Below are 15,433 nucleotides of genomic sequence, written 5' to 3' on the forward strand. Positions count from 1 at the left end.
CATAGAGAGAACGAGGATCCGGAAGGCATCACGTATGCCAACAACCGATTCTATGTGGTTGATGATGCGTTAGGTGGTGGGAGTAAGGTCTATGCGTACACGAGTTCCGGGCAGCGTGATGCAAGTGCAGACTTCGATCTGCATAGAGACAATGGTAGCCCGGAAGGCATCACGTATGCCAACAACCGGTTCTATGTGGTTGATGTGGACGATGATAAGGTCTATGCGTACACGAGTTCCGGACAGCGTGATGCAAGTGCAGACTTCGATCTGGATATCGACATCATTATCGCGTATGGTATCACGTATGCCAACAACCGATTCTATGTGGTTGATGGGTTCGATGAGAAGGTCTATGCGTACACGAGTTCCGGACAGCGTGATGCAAGTGCAGACTTCGATCTGGATATCGACATCATTATCGCGTATGGTATCACGTATGCCAACAACCGATTCTATGTGGTTGATGGGTTCGATGAGAAGGTCTATGCGTACACGAGTTCCGGACAGCGTGATGCAAGTGCAGACTTCGATCTGCATAGAGAGAACAAGAGATCGGCAGGCATCACGTATGCCAACAACCGATTCTATGTGGTTGATTGGATCGATAAGAAGGTCTATGTGTACACGAGTTCCGGACAGCGTGATGCAAGTGCAGACTTCGATCTGGATAGCAACAACATTATAGCGAGTGGTATCACGTATGCCAACGACCAATTCTATGTGGTTGATGTGCTTGATAAGGTCTATGTGTACACGGGTTCCGAGCAATCGGGAAGTGGTGGTGGGACGCCGCCGAGCACATCTTTCTATCTTCATAGAGAGAACGAGGATCCGGAAGGCATCACGTATGCCAACAACCGATTCTATGTGGTTGATGATGCGTTAGGTGGTGGGAGTAAGGTCTATGCGTACACGAGTTCCGGGCAGCGTGATGCAAGTGCAGACTTCGATCTGCATAGAGACAATGGTAGCCCGGAAGGCATCACGTATGCCAACAACCGATTCTATGTGGTTGATTGGATCGATGAGAAGGTCTATGCGTACACGAGTTCTGGGCAGCGTGATGCAAGTGCAGACTTCGATCTGCATAGAGAGAACGAGGATCCGGAAGGCATCACGTATGCCAACAACCGATTCTATGTGGTTGATGATGCGTTAGGTGGTGGGAGTAAGGTCTATGCGTACACGAGTTCCGGGCAGCGTGATGCAAGTGCAGACTTCGATCTGCATAGAGACAATGGTAGCCCGGAAGGCATCACGTATGCCAACAACCGATTCTATGTGGTTGATTGGATCGATGAGAAGGTCTATGCGTACACGAGTTCTGGGCAGCGTGATGCAAGTGCAGACTTCGATCTGCATAGACATAATAATTATCCGGCAGGCATCACGTATGCCAACGACCAGTTCTATGTGGTTGATCCGGATGATGAGAAGGTCTATGTGTACACGAGTTCCGGGCAATAGGAACTCGTCGTTTTGTGGTACCGGTATTTCCGATCCCTGGTCTGCGATAACAGAGGGTGAGACGCTAAGATCGGGTAGTGAAAAGATCGATAGGATTCCCCCCGTGGAAAATCATCGCGCGTATTACGGTGTAATGCCTGTAGTTTCTATTTTCTAAAGCATAAACCTGTCTGATTCAGGATTAACTTACGCCCCAGCACAACAATGCTGGGGCGTTCTCTTTTTCTGATGATGACTCCAGTGATAGAACTGTCAGTGAGCGGCAGGGCTTGCACGCACCTCTTACGTCTCCCGTCTTACGTTTTACCCTCACACCACTCGCGGGCGTTTTGAAATATTTGGAGCCATGGAGATGCTTGAAGATCGCGTTTCCAGTGCGCTGGCATATAGCCCCATTGCCACTTGAGAAAGGTGCGTTCGGGATGGGGCATCATGGCGAGGTGGCGACCATCGGGGGAGCAAAGACCGGCAATACCGTGTGGCGAACCATTTGGGTTAAAGGGATAGGCTTCGGTTGCGGTATTGTTGTCATCGACATAGCGCACGGGGGAGAGGTTTTCATCTATGATGCGGTCGAGTACGTCTGTGCGGGGGAAAAATGCGCGGCCTTCGCCGTGCGCGACCCACACGCCGAGGGATGCACCGGCCATGTTTTTGAACATAATCGCTGGACTGTCCTGAATTTGCACAGTGGAAAAACGGGATTCAAAACGCGCGGATTCGTTGCGAATAAACCGGGGTTGTGCCGCGTTGGCAAGGCCGGGAAATGGAACCCAGCCGAGCAGGGCCATAAGTTGACAGCCGTTGCACACGCCGAGGCTGAAGGTATCCGGGCGGTTGTAGAAGGTATCGAATTGAGCGCGTAGGCCGTCGTTGAAGCGAATCACGCCAGCCCACCCTTTGGCCGAGTCGAGCACATCGGCGTAGCTGAATCCACCTACAAACACGACTCCTCTGAACCGATCGTCGAGTGCGATGGTACCAGATAAGAGATCGCTGGTGGTCACATCCCAGGGTTCAAAGCCCGCTGCAAAAAATGCAGAGGTCATTTCGCGGTCTCCATTGCTGCCCTCTTCACGCACGATGGCGACTGCGGGCTTGCGACTCGCATTGAGGATGGCGGGTGGCGTGGGTATTGGCTCAATGGGAACAGTAAATTTAGGACCTGTGCGCGCGTGCAAAGACGCCTCTTCTTGTGCGACGCAGGACGGATTGGTCTGCCTGCGTTCGAGTTGGAAACTCGTAGCTTCCCATAAGTCGCGCAATTCGGGCATGGGACTTTTGAGAACGCGCTGGTTGTTGACAGAAATCTGGATGTAGGGACTGGAGGTTACTTTTCCAATGGTCTGGATAGGCACGGCAGCTTTTTCAAAAATTTCTCGCACAATCGTCAGATTTTTGGGACGCACTTCAAAGACGAGGCCGAGTTCTTCGGAAAAGAGCGAGAAAATTGCATTGGCACGGGTTTGAAGATCGATCTGAATACCACAGTTGCCAGCAAAAGCCATTTCTAAAAGCGCGGTGATAAGACCGCCATCGCTGCGGTCGTGTCCCGAGGCAATGTAATTTTTTGCTATACAGGATTGGAGTGCGCCAATCGCGCGTTTGAGCAGGGCGGGATCATCGACATCTGGCGACTCGTTGCCGAGTTGCTCGTACACCTGGGCTAGAGAAGACCCGCCGAGGCGATGTTTGTCTGCGCCGAGATCGACGTAAAGTATGAGGCCTTCATCGGGATATTTTAAGTCGGGGGTGACGGTCTGTGTAATGTCGGGACTGGTGACATAGCCCGATATGACGAGTGTGCCGGGTGTTTTGACCGTTTCGTCGCCATCCTCTCCCGGTGCGATTGCAGCCATCGAGAGGCTGTCTTTGCCGCCATCTATAGCAATGTCCAATTCGAGCAGAATATCCGTGAGAGCGAGGGCCGCATCGTAAAGTGCTGCGCCTTCTCCAGGCAATTTGGCCGCCCACATCCAGTTGCCAGAACACTTGATGTCTTCGATGGCACTCAGCCGCGCCCAGGCGATATTGGTGAGCATTTCGCCCACGCACAGGCGCCCCATCGCCGCGGGATTGATGAGACCCTTGATGGGTTGTTCGCCAATGGCGGTGGCGGCACCAGTCGTGCCAAAATGGCTTTGTGCAATGACAGCGACATCTGCTGCGGTTATCTGGAGTGGTCCCACGCATTGCTGTTGTGCGACAAGCCCGGTTACACAGCGGTCAACTTTGTTGGTGAGAAATCGTTTGGAACCAACAGAAACGAGGCGAAGCACGCGGTCAAGCGCTTTCTTAACGGTCAGATTTTCGGGCAGGATGAGTGGTTCTGTGCGGATGGGAAAGCGGTCGAGTTTGAATGGCTTTTGCGGCATATCGCCAAGGACTTTTTCCAGATCGAGGTCAACGGGTGTGGTGTTGTCTGTGCTATCGAAGACTACCACGCGTCCATCGCCGGTTACTTCGCCGACAAAAGCGTAGATGACCTTTTCGCGTTTGCAGAGGGCGTCGAAGAGACGGGCGTGTTCGGGACGGATGAGCAGGGCATTGTTTTCCTGATATTCGGCGCCCCAGATTTCGAGTACAGATAGGGTTTCATCTCCAACGGGCACGGCGCGAATATCGATGCGGGCACCTGCTGGCTCAACGATTTCTTTGAGTACATTGCAGTTGCCACCCGCGCCCTGGTCGTGGATGCTGACAATGGGGTTTTGATCACCGAGTTCGACACAGGCGCGGATCACGCGGTTGAGCTTTTGTTCCATTTCTGCATCGCCGCGCTGTACGGCGTTGAAATCGAGCTCGGCTTCGTTTTCGCCCTGCACCATGCTCGATGCAGCGCCGCCCCCCATGCCAATGCGATAGGCTGGCCCACCGATTTTGGTGACGAGCATTTGGGGTTCAGGCTTTTCTTTGTTTGTATGGCGCGCGTCCATCTGACCGATCCCGCCGCTGAACATAATGGGTTTGATCCATTCTCTGCGTTCTCCATTGGGCAGGCGCATACCATAGGATCGCGTGTAGCCCTGTATGAGGGGTTCGCCAAATTTGTTGCCATAATCCGAGGCTCCATTGCTGGCTTCAATTGCGATTTGTAAGGGGGTAGCGAGGTTATCGGGATATTGAAATTTGGGATTTTCCCAGGGCAGATCGTATCCAGGGATATACAAATTGCCCACGCAATACGCCGCTGTACCCGCTATGACGAGCGCGCCGCGGCCCGTGGCTTGCACATCCCGGATGCGCCCGCCCGTACCTGTTTCTGCGCCGGGAAAAGGGGCAACACCCGATGGAAAGTTGTGGGTTTCCGCAGTGAAGATGATGTCACAGGCGCGGTCTGAGAATGTAAAAGGAGAGGGATTACCGATGGTAGTGGGTACAATAGTGCGTATCGGATACCCCTGGATGGCACTGGAATTGTCTTTGAAGGCGATGGTGCTATTGTTGGGGTTGGCTTTGAGTGTCGATTGAATCATGGCGATGAGGTGATCGGGTATCTCTTCGCCATCGATGATGAGGCGGCCTTTGAAAAACCAGTGTCTGCAATGTTCGCTATTGGATTGGGCAATGTCAAAACATTCGACGTTGGTGGGATTGCGTCCGATCTCGTCGAGAAAGAGATCTGTATAATAATTGAGGTCCCATTCGTCGAATGCCAGGCCCATGGTGCGATTGATTTTTTCGAGGGCGCGGCGACCCCCTTCTACGAGGGGAATCTCGGACACGGGTTCTGGTTTTGCATCGGAGTCAAAGGAGGTAAGGGGATTGGGATACAGGCATTCGGTCATGCGGTCGTGTACGAGGGACAAAAAGATATTCTGCTGATCCAGGCTTAAGGCTGGCTTGATGAGGTAACGCCGCGATCGTTCGATGCGAGAAATTTGCGTGATCCCACAGGCGTGGCATATTGCCGTGGCATTTGTTGACCATGCTGTGGAAAAATTCATGCGCGGTCCCACTTCGAGGATCGTGCCAGGCCCCGTAAGAAAGGACTGTTCTGCGAATTGATCTGCCTCAAAGGTTTCGGATAGCAGATAGATGAGTCGGTTTTGCTGGCCGGCAGAAAGCGGACTGCCTATTTGTATGTTGAAACAGTATTCGGTTTCAATATCGTGAATGTGTGTAGAAACGCGTTGTCTTGACAATTGGAGCAGGGTGTGTTGCTGCGTGGGGGAGAGAGCAGGCATGCGAAAGAAATGCTTCAGGCTCATGGGGTCCTCAGTAAATGAAATTGTTGTCTGCCTCTTTGAGTGGGGGAAGATTTTGATCGCGCCTGGAAAGGATAGGATTTTTTATCGGCCAGGAAATGCCTAAGTTGGGATCATCCCAGGAAATACCGCGATAGGTCTCTGGCGCGTAAATATCCGTGCATTTGTATGTGAAGTCCGCCATCTCGCTGAGAACGCAAAATCCGTGTGCAAAGCCGGGGGGAACATACAGGAGTTCGGATCGCGCTTCGGAAAGATGAATGCCGGTCCATTGACCATAAGTGGGGGACCCCCGTCGAATATCGACGGCAACATCGTATATTTCGCCTTTGAGCACCTGGATGAGTTTGCCCTGTGCGCGGGGGACTTTTTGGTAGTGCAATCCGCGCAGCACGCCGCGGGTAGAGTGAGAGTGGTTATCCTGAACGAACATTTCTGAAATGCCGTTGGCTTTGAAGTCGTCTCGTTTGTACGTTTCGACAAAAAAACCGCGATCGTCGGAAAATCGCTTTGCGCGAACGAGAATGACGTCGGGTATGGCGAGGTGTTCAAATTCAAAGGACATGATGAAGTGTGAAGGATGAAGTGTGAAGTGTGCAACGGTGTATGAAGGCGAGTAATTCGAGCATGACTGGTCGCAGTCCAGGCCAGTTCACGATGGACAGTTTGTCTCCACCAGTCCCCAGCCCCACGCCTTTACAAAATATCATCCACAAGCTGCGGGGCAAGTCCTATATAGGATTCAGGCGTCAGGTTTTTCAGGTTTTTGAGGTCTTCCTGGGGGAGGGCGAGGGAGTTGAGAAAGTCGTCGAGATCGGTCTTTGTAATGTCTGTACCTCGGGTGAGGTCTTTCATAAGTTCGTAGGCGTTTTCATATCCAGTTTTCCGCATGACGGTTTGCACGGCTTCGCCGAGGATTTCCCAGGCGTTTTCGAGATCGCCGGCAATGGCCTGTTTATCGATGGCGACCTTGCCCATACCATTCAGGATGGATTTCAGGGCGAGACACGCATGGCCGATGGCCGGGCCAATATTGCGGCTGGCTGAGGAGTCGGACAGATCGCGCTGGAGGCGTGAGACGGGTAATTTGGTCGATAGGTGTTCGAGCAGGGCTGTGCTGATGCCCAGATTGGCTTCGGCATTTTCAAAGTCGATGGGATTGACTTTGTGGGGCATGGTCGAGGATCCGACTTCTGATGCGACTGTTTTCTGGCGAAAATAGGATAGAGATATGTATGTCCACATGTCGCGGGCAAAGTCGAGTGAGATGGTGTTGAAGCGGACGATCAGGTGAAAAATTTCGGCCATATAATCGTGCGATTCAATCTGCGTGGTGAGGGGATTGAATGTGAGACCGAGACGCTGGACGAAATCGCGGGCGAGGTCGTGCCAGCACACTTCGGGATAAGCCGCGACATGCGCGTTGTAATTGCCGGTGGCACCATTGAATTTGCCGAGGTATTCGAGCTGTGTGGCCTGTTTGATCTGCCGCTGCCAGCGATAGACAAATACGGCGAGTTCTTTGCCCATTGTGGTCGGGGTGGCGGGTTGACCGTGTGTACGCGCGAGTATGGGGAGGCTTTTGGTGTCCTGCGCGAGTTGTGAAGTGATTTGTATAACTTCCTGTGCCAGTGGAAGAAAGACATCTTTGATAGCGGATTTGAGCATGAGCGCGTGGGCGAGATTGCTGATGTCCTCAGAGGTGCAGCAAAAATGCACGGCTTCACAGACGTCGGCGAGCGATGTTTCCTCAAGGCGTTCTCTGACGTAGTATTCGACGGATTTGACATCGTGATTGGTGACTCTTTCGATTGCAACAACGCGCTGGGCCTGCTGTTCATCGAAAGTTTCTATCCAGGACTTCAATATCTGGTGTTCGGCATCGGTGAATGTGCGGACGTGTGTGAGTACGGGATGCTCTGATTGGAAGCGCAACCATTCGATTTCGATTTGCACGCGATAGGCTATTAGCGCAAAATGCGAGAGACAGGGAACGAGATCTGTCAAGCGGCTCGTGTAGCGATTGTCGAGGGGAGAGAGTGCGGTGAGGGTCATGGGGATTCCTTTACTGATCTTCCGGGTCACCGTATTCGAGGGGATCGTCATCATCGGGAAATTCAAAAACATATCCGCACGGGCATATCGGATGATCGGACTCGCGCGGGGTGTTGCATTCGGGACAGCGTTCAACGGGTTTGTAGAGGTATTTTGCCAATATGACAACGATGAGGACAGTGGCAAAAATAATGGTGTAGAACATTGTGAAAAAAAATAACAGGCGGGAAAAATACCCGCCTGTTTGGTTGTGTGTTCAGGTTGTGCTCATATCGCCTTCTCTGGCAACGGCTCCGATCGGTTTTTCTCGAGCGTTGGTGATGAGTTGGTCTATGCGTTCCTGAAGGGTTTTAATGTCTTGCTCGAAATCGTCGAGTTCTTTGACGAGGTCATCGAAATCGAGCCTGATCGCGTTCGCTTTCCTCAAACCCATTAGATTTCCTTTCTGATACGGGATGGCATCAGGGAGAGGGGGAGGGGAGTCTGGGAAAGGGAATAGGAATATAGGACAAGCCGGGGCTGTCGTCAAGGGAGATTCGCCAATAGCGCGTCGATTTGATCTCTGGTGGGAATCGCGGGTTGAGCACCTGCTTTGCCGACGGTGAGAGCGCCTGCGGCGCACGCAAAGCGAATGGCGGTTTCAAGGGATTGGTTTTCGCTTAAGGCGCAGGATAGCGCGCCATTAAAGGCATCGCCGGCACCTGTGGTATCTATTGGTGTAGCTTTAAAAGCCGGTATGTGTAAAGTTTGATCTGGTGTCGCCAAAAACGCGCCCTGTGCTCCCAGGGTGATGATCGCGTTTTGAGCGCCTTTTTGGAGGAGTTTGTCGGCTGCCTTTGCGATATTTTGAGAGCTGTTGGGAGGGATTCCCGTGAGGTATTCGGTCTCAGTTTGATTGGGCGTAATGAGAAACAGGTGAGACCAGATTTCGGCTGGCAGGTCTGCTGCTGGCGCTGGATTGAGTACGACGCGGGTCTTATTTTTTCTCGATAAAGATGCGGCATGGACGACGGTTTCAAGCGGGATTTCGAGTTGAAGCAAGCATATTTCTGCATTCTCATAGACCTGATCTTGGATTTGATCGGGTGACAGGGCCGCATTTGCGCCTGAAGCGACCGCAATGCTGTTTTCACCACGATCATCCACGAGGATAAAAGCAACGCCTGAAGGCAGATGGGGGTCGGATACAATCCATTGGGTGTCGATCATCTCGCGTTGAAAGGCCGATAGAGCTTGCGCACCAAAATCATCACACCCCAGGCGCGCTATAAATGTGACCTGCGCCCCTGCGCGGGCTGCGGCAACGGCCTGGTTGGCGCCTTTGCCGCCTGCAGCGGTAAAGAACGCGCCGCCGAGTACTGTTTCCCCCGGCGATGGCAATTTATTGGCGCGAATAACCAGATCGGTATTGGAACTGCCTATGACGAGAACGCGAGACATGGAGAATCTCTCGGGTTTTGTTCAGGTACTTAAACATTCATGCGAAAATCTCTTGTGCAAGTCAAGAGGTTGGGATTATATGTTTTTCACCAGGTCGGTATTCTTGACTTGACAGGTGCGTTTGCTTATGTTGTGAAAGTCCTTATACTTTTGGTGAGTTTGAAATCAAGCGCGAGAAAAACGCGCCCTTTTTTGTTTTAGAACTGGGGAACATTACAGAATCTGCATCGTTTATCAGACAGGACGACATGTTACATAGTTCTCTTAAGATCATGCAGATTGGCGGATCATGAAACGATTTTTACATATTTGTTGTGCGTGTCTGATCGCGTTGAGTGTGGGATGTGCACAAAAAAAATACAGGCGCTTGAGTCCAGAGGTTTATTACAAAGACGCGCAAGATGCACTAAAAAATAAGAAGTGCTACGACGCCGAGTTATTGTTTAGAAATATGCTATCGGATTTTCCCGGATCTCATTTGTCAGATGAGGCGCAATTTGGGTTGGGCAAAGCTTATCAGTGTCAAAAAGATTATGTAACGGCTATTTTTGAATACGAACGCCTGCTCAATGAATATCCCGTGAGTCCTTATGCCGCAGAAGCCCGGTTCCAGATTGGCGAGTGTTATTATCAGGATGCGCGCGATATTCACCACGATCAGGATGAAACGCACAAGGCAATTCGAGAATTTGCGCGGTTTATTGAAGATTATCCACAAAGCGATCTCGTCTCTCAGGCAGAGAATAGAATTAACGCGTTGCGCAATCAACTGGCCCGCAAGGACATCATGATTGCATACGATTATATCCTGTGGAAATATTATTCCTCGGCCAAACTCTACGCCGAAGGCATATTGAAGGAATATCCCGATACTGAGGCTGCTTTAGAGGCGCGTTTTATCATTGCACAGGTCAATTTTAAGACCGGGGCACTCGACGAGGCGCTCAACGAGCTTACGTTGTTGATAGGGCGGGATTTGCCCGCGAAGTTGAAGGAAAAAGTCATTGAAGAGATGGAAAAAATAAAAAAAGCGCAGTCCAAATTGCGCGTTGAAAAACCTTAGGATGACAAAGCGCGTTGGCATTTTTGGAGGGACATTTGATCCCATTCACATCGGGCATTTAATTATCGGGCAGGAAATTATGCTCCAATGTGCGCTCGATCGGGTTGTGTTTATGCCGTCGGGCGACCCGCCGCTCAAACACACGATGACTTCGGCCGAAGATCGCGCGAGGATGGTCAGTCTGGCCGTGCGCGATTATCCGGGATTTAAACTGAGTCGATTCGAGTTATCGCGCTCCGGGAAATCTTATACGATTGATACCTTGCGTCATTTGCGCAGGAATATGGGTGAGGACACAAATATATTTTTGATCATTGGCGCTGATAATGCCGTTGAAATGGGCGACTGGTTTGACCCCGAAGGCGTGTTGGATATAGCTCATGTACTCGTGGCTGAACGCCCGGGTTTTGAGCGCGAGCGCGTTGATCCCGCTTTCAAGTCTAAGATGCAGTTTATTGAAACACCTCTGCTGGATATTTCGTCAACGGCGATTAGAGAACGCGTACGCACCGGAAGACCGATTTCTTTTTTTGTTCCCGACGCTGTCGTAGATTATATTAAAACTCACGGTTTATATCTTCAGAAGTAGAGGGATAGAGACCCAAGACTTTTAACAGGTTCTGTTATGAAAGACGAAAAACAAGAAGCCGAATGTCCCAGACTTGGGGGAATGCCCGAAGCGCGGATTCAGCGTTATTTCTGCGTGGATGATGACAAGTGTCGCGCGCTGGCGCGTGTATCAGAAGATGCTAAAATCCTTTCAAAAGAAGCCAAAGAAATTGTTGTAAGAGGTGAGGTCGTCAAAGGGTGGATCGTGGAATTGGAGGTCCCCGCTACCGATGGTGTGGTTCGCATGGACCTTGTGGCAAAGCCGTGATTATAGTTCTGATAGGGGGAGTGGGGGGAACTGACTGCTGGACGCACGGCATAACTTTAGTAAAGCTATATTATGGCCCATTCTGATGATTTACATAAGACCAGGGTGACGATCTTTGGCTCTGAATATGTACTCAGTAGTGAGGAGTCGGGGGAATATACCTCTAAAATTTCAAATTTTGTCGATCAAAAAATGAACCTGATTGCCGCGATCGAAGACACAGGTGATACCGCTCGGATTGCACTAATGGCTGCATTTGATATTGCCAATCAAATTGTGCGTCATCGCACTCGACGTCGAGAAGGTCGCATTCGCATAGATGATGCTCTCAGGCGTTTGGAGCAGCATATAGATGGCGCAAAGAAGTGAGGCCCCTCACTTCTCACCTCGTAAACCAATACTTAAAAATTGTAAATAAAATTTTCCACCCTGCCTTGAGGGTGCCTTTTAAAGTGCCAGTAATTTTGGAAACGCCGATGCGTTTTCTATAACTTACTGGCACTTCTTGTATTTTTAACGCCTTTTTTGCTGCTTTGACCTGCATTTCTACTGTCCACCCAAAGGTTTTATCTTGCATATCTAAGTCTCTGAGTGCCCAATAGCGGATTGCCCGAAAAGGTCCCAGATCTGTGTAGGATACGCCAAAGAGGATTTTGATGAGGCTGGTAGCCAGACGGTTGCCAAAACGCGCCTGAATCATCAGCGCACCGGGTTCACTATTGCCTGAAACGCGCGAGCCAATCACGAGATCGGCTCGGTTTTCCAGGATGGGCGCAATCAGGTTTGGCATTTCGTTGGGGTGATCGCTGTAGTCGCCATCGAGAAAGACGACGATGTCTGGATTATTGGTTGCTGCTATGCCCGCGAGGCAGGCAGAACCGTATCCACGGCGATTTTCTCGAACAATGCGTGCACCCATTGCGGCGGCTAATTTTGCAGTTTGGTCGGTTGACCCATTATCGACGACGATGATTTCGGTGGGCAAATGACAGGGAATATCGCCAATTACTTTTTCTATAGCATCCTGCTCGTTAAAAACCGGAATAATAACTGAGATGCGTGGGGGGGCGGGCATAAGGTGTGTCCTCCCATGTTGACTGGAGAATCTTTTTTTGTATTTTGATGGTATTCAAAATAAGGAGATATCCTGAACTTGTCAGATATTAAAAGCATGGGTATCTCGGGAAGTCGGCTTTTCTCTTGACCTTATTTTGGCTTTATCGTAAGTTTTTGTCGATTCATAAATACTTATAAGTTATTGGAATATTGTATTGTCTAACAATCAATTACTGGAATTGAAATGGATGTTATAAGAGGGGCACAGGTCGAAGGACGGCGCAGTGTTGAACGCGTTGATACCGGTTTGCAAATCCGTTTGGTACATCCCGATGGGATTGGAGATGCAATTGGGTTGCAGCGCGGCGATGTCGTAGAAACCATCAATGGACACCCCGTGCGCGATCCCATTGATTACCGTTTTTACATGGGCGAAGAAGATGTGTCGGCCACAGTGCGGCGAGGCGAAGATCGATTTTTATTTGAAATAGAAAAAGATATTGAAGACGATTTGGGCGTGGATTTTGAAGATATGCCCATTCTCAAATGTGATAACAAGTGTGTTTTTTGCTTTTTGCATCAGATGCCCAAAGGTCTGCGCAAGACCCTGTATTACCAGGATGACGACTATCGATTGTCTTTTTTACACGGGGCTTATGTCACACTAACAAACCTGTCTGAGGATGAATTTCAGCGCATTATTGACCAGAAATTGAGTCCAATGTACATCTCGGTTCACGCCACGGATCCCAAATTGCGAGCGGAGTTGCTCGGTCGCAGGCGGGCAACACCTGTTTTGGATCGGATTGATATCTTAGCCAAACATGGGATTCAGATGCACGCACAAGTCGTCTTGTGCCCGGGCATCAATGATGGTCAGGCACTCAAACAGACGGTTTTTGATCTTGCAGCGCGTCATCCGCGCGTTGAATCCCTGGGCGTTGTGCCGCTGGGATTGACCAAATTCCGCAAAAATCTTCCCAGGTTGAATCCCGTAACACACGCCGATGCTGCTATGGCAATCCGCGAGATAACAGCATGGCAGGATATGTTAAGGAAACGCCTGGGCACGCGCTTTGTGTATTTGGGCGATGAAATGTATTTGATGACGGGTCAGTCTGTGCCGCTGCGGTCTGAATACGATGGTTTTCCGCTTGTCGAAAACGGAATCGGCATGGTTCGCCGTTTTATCGACGGATTTGAGAATCGGATTGAGGAACTCGAAAATTTGGCGTTGCCACCGCAGCGCTTTGTACTCGTAACGGGTATGTTGGGTACGCATTTTTTGGATACAATGGTCAAACGTCTGAACCAAATCTCGTGGATTGATGTCCGTGTTGTACCTGTGGTCAATCACTTTCTTGGCGAGGGGATAACGGTTTCTGGGTTGCTGTCGGGCAACGATATTGGTCGCGCACTTATAGATGCCCGTATCAGTAGCGATGAGACTGTTCTTTTACCTCCCAACTGCCTGAATCACAATGGATTCTTTTTAGACGATCTCTTGCTCAAAGATCTGGAGCAAGAGGTGGGGTGTCGGGCTGTTGTAGGCACTTACGATCTGGTAGAGACCATTCAAAATGCCGTTGGGGGTGTGTCTGCTTTTGTAGGTGCAGGCAGTGAGATTGTGGCGCATCCTTATATTTCGTCACATCAGATGGAGAATTAGGCAATGGGCGTCGTGGCGATTGTGGGGCGGGCAAATGTCGGCAAGTCAACGCTCTTTAATCGGCTGATTGGCGAGCGCAAAGCTGTAGTGGATGACTTTCCCGGTGTCACGCGCGATCGCAACTATGCACAGTGTACCTGGAATGGCAGAACCTTCACGCTGGTCGATACGGGTGGATATGTGCCCAATTCTGGCGAGATAATCGCGGATCTGGTTTCCCGACAGGTCGAGCTTGCTTTGGGGGAAGCGGACCTGTTGCTCTTTGTGGTTGATGCAGAGACTGGACCTACGGATTACGACGCAATTATGGCGCGCAAGATCCGCGATTCGGGCGCATCTTATCGGCTAATTGTCAACAAAGTCGATAGAGATGAGAACGAGGCCGATGGCACGGCGTTTTATGGTCTCGCGCTTGGCGATCCACTATGCGTTTCTGCTATCAATGGGCGGCAATCGGGCGACTTGCTGGATGAAATCCTCACCTGCCTACCAGAAGAAGAAGGAGATTCGGAAGAGGACTTACCCCCTCGAATTGCGGTATTGGGCCGCCCAAACATGGGCAAATCCACCTTTGTGAACCGCCTAATGGGACGGGAACGGGTGGTCGTGAGCGAGATCCCTGGAACGACGCGCGATGCGATTGACCTCTCGATGGAACGCGACGGACAGCCATTTATTCTGGTTGACACGGCGGGTTTGAGACGGCGGACGCGCATCAAAGAGCAAGTCGATTTTTACAGTTCGTTGCGTACCGTGGAAAGCCTTGAGCGATGCGATGTGGCGATTGTGCTGGTTGATGCTGTAGAAGGATGTACAGTACAGGATGTCAAAATTTCAGAACGCGCTGTCGAACTGGGCAAAGGGCTGATCGTGGGCATCAACAAATGGGATCTGATTGAAAAAGATGGCCACACTGCCGACAAAATAGCCCAACAAATCCGCGCGCGTTTTGTACATCTCGAAAACTATCCCATTGTTTTTCTTTCGGCACTTACGGGGCAACGCGCGTGGCGCATTATTGATCTGGCTCTGGATGTGGCGCTAAAACGTCGCCTTCGCATTTCAACGGGTAATTTGAACGACTTTTTGACGCATCTCAATGCAACAACAGCTCCGCCAACAAAAAATGGAAGGGTCTTTCGCATGTCTTTCTGCGTTATGCCGCGCAGTGCACCGCCAACCATTCTCTTTTTTACCAGACGGCCCAAGGATGTTCCCGTGCATTATCGTCGGTTTTTAGAGCGCAGGCTCAGACAGGCGTTTGACTTTTACGGAACACCCATCCGCATCTTATTTAAAAAGAAGTGATATCTATGCGTCCAGGTGGTATAAAAAAGATCTATTATTCAATCCGCGAAGTATCGGAACTCACTGGCATAGAATCCCATGTTCTGAGATTTTGGGAGAAGGAATTTTCTCAACTGAATCCCAGACGTGGTCGGTCGGGCAATCGCGCGTACACAGAGCGAAATATCAAGGTCATTTTGGCAATTAAGGACTTGCTCTACGCCCAGAAATACACTATTCAAGGGGCGGTTGAAAGGCTGAAGATAGACCGCAGTTTATGGGAAAATCAGAGTATTGAAGACGCGACG

Annotated in this window: 15 protein-coding genes; 8 read left to right on the top strand and 7 right to left on the bottom strand. The window is 50.6% G+C overall.

The window, feature by feature from the left end; translation table 11 throughout:
* On the top strand, positions 1-1,470 hold a 1,470-nt coding region (locus OXG87_02730), incomplete at its 5' end, for a hypothetical protein (protein ID MCY3868444.1).
* Between the two features lie 296 nt (positions 1,471-1,766).
* Here the strand turns inward: OXG87_02730 and purL are convergent.
* From purL to rbsK, 6 genes are all read right to left on the bottom strand, one after another.
* Positions 1,767-5,681: a phosphoribosylformylglycinamidine synthase gene (gene purL, locus OXG87_02735; protein ID MCY3868445.1), complete on the bottom strand. Its 3,915-nt coding sequence runs from the start codon at positions 5,679-5,681 to the stop codon at positions 1,767-1,769.
* Positions 5,682-5,688: 7 nt separating this feature from the next.
* On the bottom strand, positions 5,689-6,243 hold the full coding sequence (gene rfbC / locus OXG87_02740) for a dTDP-4-dehydrorhamnose 3,5-epimerase (GenBank protein ID MCY3868446.1): 555 nt from the start codon (positions 6,241-6,243) through the stop codon (positions 5,689-5,691).
* Positions 6,244-6,374: 131 nt separating this feature from the next.
* Complete coding sequence (gene purB, locus OXG87_02745) at positions 6,375-7,733, bottom strand: adenylosuccinate lyase (GenBank protein ID MCY3868447.1); 1,359 nt, start codon at positions 7,731-7,733, stop codon at positions 6,375-6,377.
* Between the two features lie 10 nt (positions 7,734-7,743).
* Entirely contained in the window at positions 7,744-7,938 is a 195-nt protein-coding gene (locus tag OXG87_02750) for a hypothetical protein (protein ID MCY3868448.1), read from the bottom strand.
* Positions 7,939-7,989: 51 nt separating this feature from the next.
* Positions 7,990-8,166 carry a hypothetical protein gene (locus OXG87_02755; GenBank protein ID MCY3868449.1) on the bottom strand — a complete coding sequence of 59 codons (177 nt, stop codon included), beginning with the start codon at positions 8,164-8,166 and terminating at the stop codon, positions 7,990-7,992.
* A gap of 92 nt (positions 8,167-8,258) precedes the next feature.
* On the bottom strand, positions 8,259-9,173 hold the full coding sequence (rbsK, locus tag OXG87_02760; GenBank protein MCY3868450.1) for a ribokinase: 915 nt from the start codon (positions 9,171-9,173) through the stop codon (positions 8,259-8,261).
* 289 nt (positions 9,174-9,462) lie between these two features.
* Here rbsK and bamD point away from each other — a divergent pair, with 289 nt between their 5' ends.
* The 4 genes from bamD to OXG87_02780 all read left to right on the top strand — a co-directional run bounded on the left by bamD (position 9,463) and on the right by OXG87_02780 (position 11,482).
* Positions 9,463-10,236, top strand: a complete 774-nt coding sequence (gene bamD, locus OXG87_02765) for an outer membrane protein assembly factor BamD (protein ID MCY3868451.1) — start codon at positions 9,463-9,465, stop codon at positions 10,234-10,236.
* A 1-nt stretch (position 10,237) separates the two neighbouring features.
* Positions 10,238-10,825: a nicotinate-nucleotide adenylyltransferase gene (gene nadD / locus OXG87_02770; protein MCY3868452.1), complete on the top strand. Its 588-nt coding sequence runs from the start codon at positions 10,238-10,240 to the stop codon at positions 10,823-10,825.
* 36 nt (positions 10,826-10,861) lie between these two features.
* Entirely contained in the window at positions 10,862-11,113 is a 252-nt protein-coding gene (locus OXG87_02775; protein MCY3868453.1) for a hypothetical protein, read from the top strand.
* Positions 11,114-11,185: 72 nt separating this feature from the next.
* On the top strand, positions 11,186-11,482 hold the full coding sequence (locus OXG87_02780; GenBank protein ID MCY3868454.1) for a cell division protein ZapA: 297 nt from the start codon (positions 11,186-11,188) through the stop codon (positions 11,480-11,482).
* 13 nt (positions 11,483-11,495) lie between these two features.
* On the opposite strand, the gene OXG87_02785 is transcribed toward OXG87_02780, so the two are convergent.
* Complete coding sequence (locus OXG87_02785; GenBank protein MCY3868455.1) at positions 11,496-12,188, bottom strand: glycosyltransferase family 2 protein; 693 nt, start codon at positions 12,186-12,188, stop codon at positions 11,496-11,498.
* Positions 12,189-12,413: 225 nt separating this feature from the next.
* On the opposite strand from OXG87_02785, the gene OXG87_02790 reads away from it, so the two are divergent.
* From OXG87_02790 to OXG87_02800, 3 genes are all read left to right on the top strand, one after another.
* Positions 12,414-13,838, top strand: coding sequence for a DUF512 domain-containing protein (locus tag OXG87_02790; protein MCY3868456.1), 1,425 nt, complete (start codon positions 12,414-12,416; stop codon positions 13,836-13,838).
* Between the two features lie 3 nt (positions 13,839-13,841).
* Positions 13,842-15,146: a ribosome biogenesis GTPase Der gene (der, locus tag OXG87_02795; protein ID MCY3868457.1), complete on the top strand. Its 1,305-nt coding sequence runs from the start codon at positions 13,842-13,844 to the stop codon at positions 15,144-15,146.
* Positions 15,147-15,151: 5 nt separating this feature from the next.
* Positions 15,152-15,433: MerR family transcriptional regulator (locus OXG87_02800; GenBank protein MCY3868458.1), on the top strand; the 282-nt coding region annotated here is incomplete at its 3' end.

It is taken from the genome of Gemmatimonadota bacterium, assembly GCA_026706845.1.
Classification (GTDB): Bacteria; Latescibacterota; UBA2968; order UBA2968; family UBA2968; genus VXRD01.

Coding starts and splice junctions, on each gene's coding strand:
- der (MCY3868457.1), top strand. CDS start 13,842: ATGGGCGTCGTGGCGATTGTGGGGCGGGCAAATGTCGGCAAGTCAACG.
- nadD (MCY3868452.1), top strand. CDS start 10,238: ATGACAAAGCGCGTTGGCATTTTTGGAGGGACATTTGATCCCATTCAC.
- OXG87_02755 (MCY3868449.1), bottom strand. CDS start 8,166: ATGGGTTTGAGGAAAGCGAACGCGATCAGGCTCGATTTCGATGACCTC.
- OXG87_02780 (MCY3868454.1), top strand. CDS start 11,186: ATGGCCCATTCTGATGATTTACATAAGACCAGGGTGACGATCTTTGGC.
- rbsK (MCY3868450.1), bottom strand. CDS start 9,173: ATGTCTCGCGTTCTCGTCATAGGCAGTTCCAATACCGATCTGGTTATT.
- OXG87_02750 (MCY3868448.1), bottom strand. CDS start 7,938: ATGTTCTACACCATTATTTTTGCCACTGTCCTCATCGTTGTCATATTG.
- bamD (MCY3868451.1), top strand. CDS start 9,463: ATGAAACGATTTTTACATATTTGTTGTGCGTGTCTGATCGCGTTGAGT.
- OXG87_02785 (MCY3868455.1), bottom strand. CDS start 12,188: ATGCCCGCCCCCCCACGCATCTCAGTTATTATTCCGGTTTTTAACGAG.
- purB (MCY3868447.1), bottom strand. CDS start 7,733: ATGACCCTCACCGCACTCTCTCCCCTCGACAATCGCTACACGAGCCGC.
- OXG87_02775 (MCY3868453.1), top strand. CDS start 10,862: ATGAAAGACGAAAAACAAGAAGCCGAATGTCCCAGACTTGGGGGAATG.
- purL (MCY3868445.1), bottom strand. CDS start 5,681: ATGAGCCTGAAGCATTTCTTTCGCATGCCTGCTCTCTCCCCCACGCAG.
- OXG87_02790 (MCY3868456.1), top strand. CDS start 12,414: ATGGATGTTATAAGAGGGGCACAGGTCGAAGGACGGCGCAGTGTTGAA.
- rfbC (MCY3868446.1), bottom strand. CDS start 6,243: ATGTCCTTTGAATTTGAACACCTCGCCATACCCGACGTCATTCTCGTT.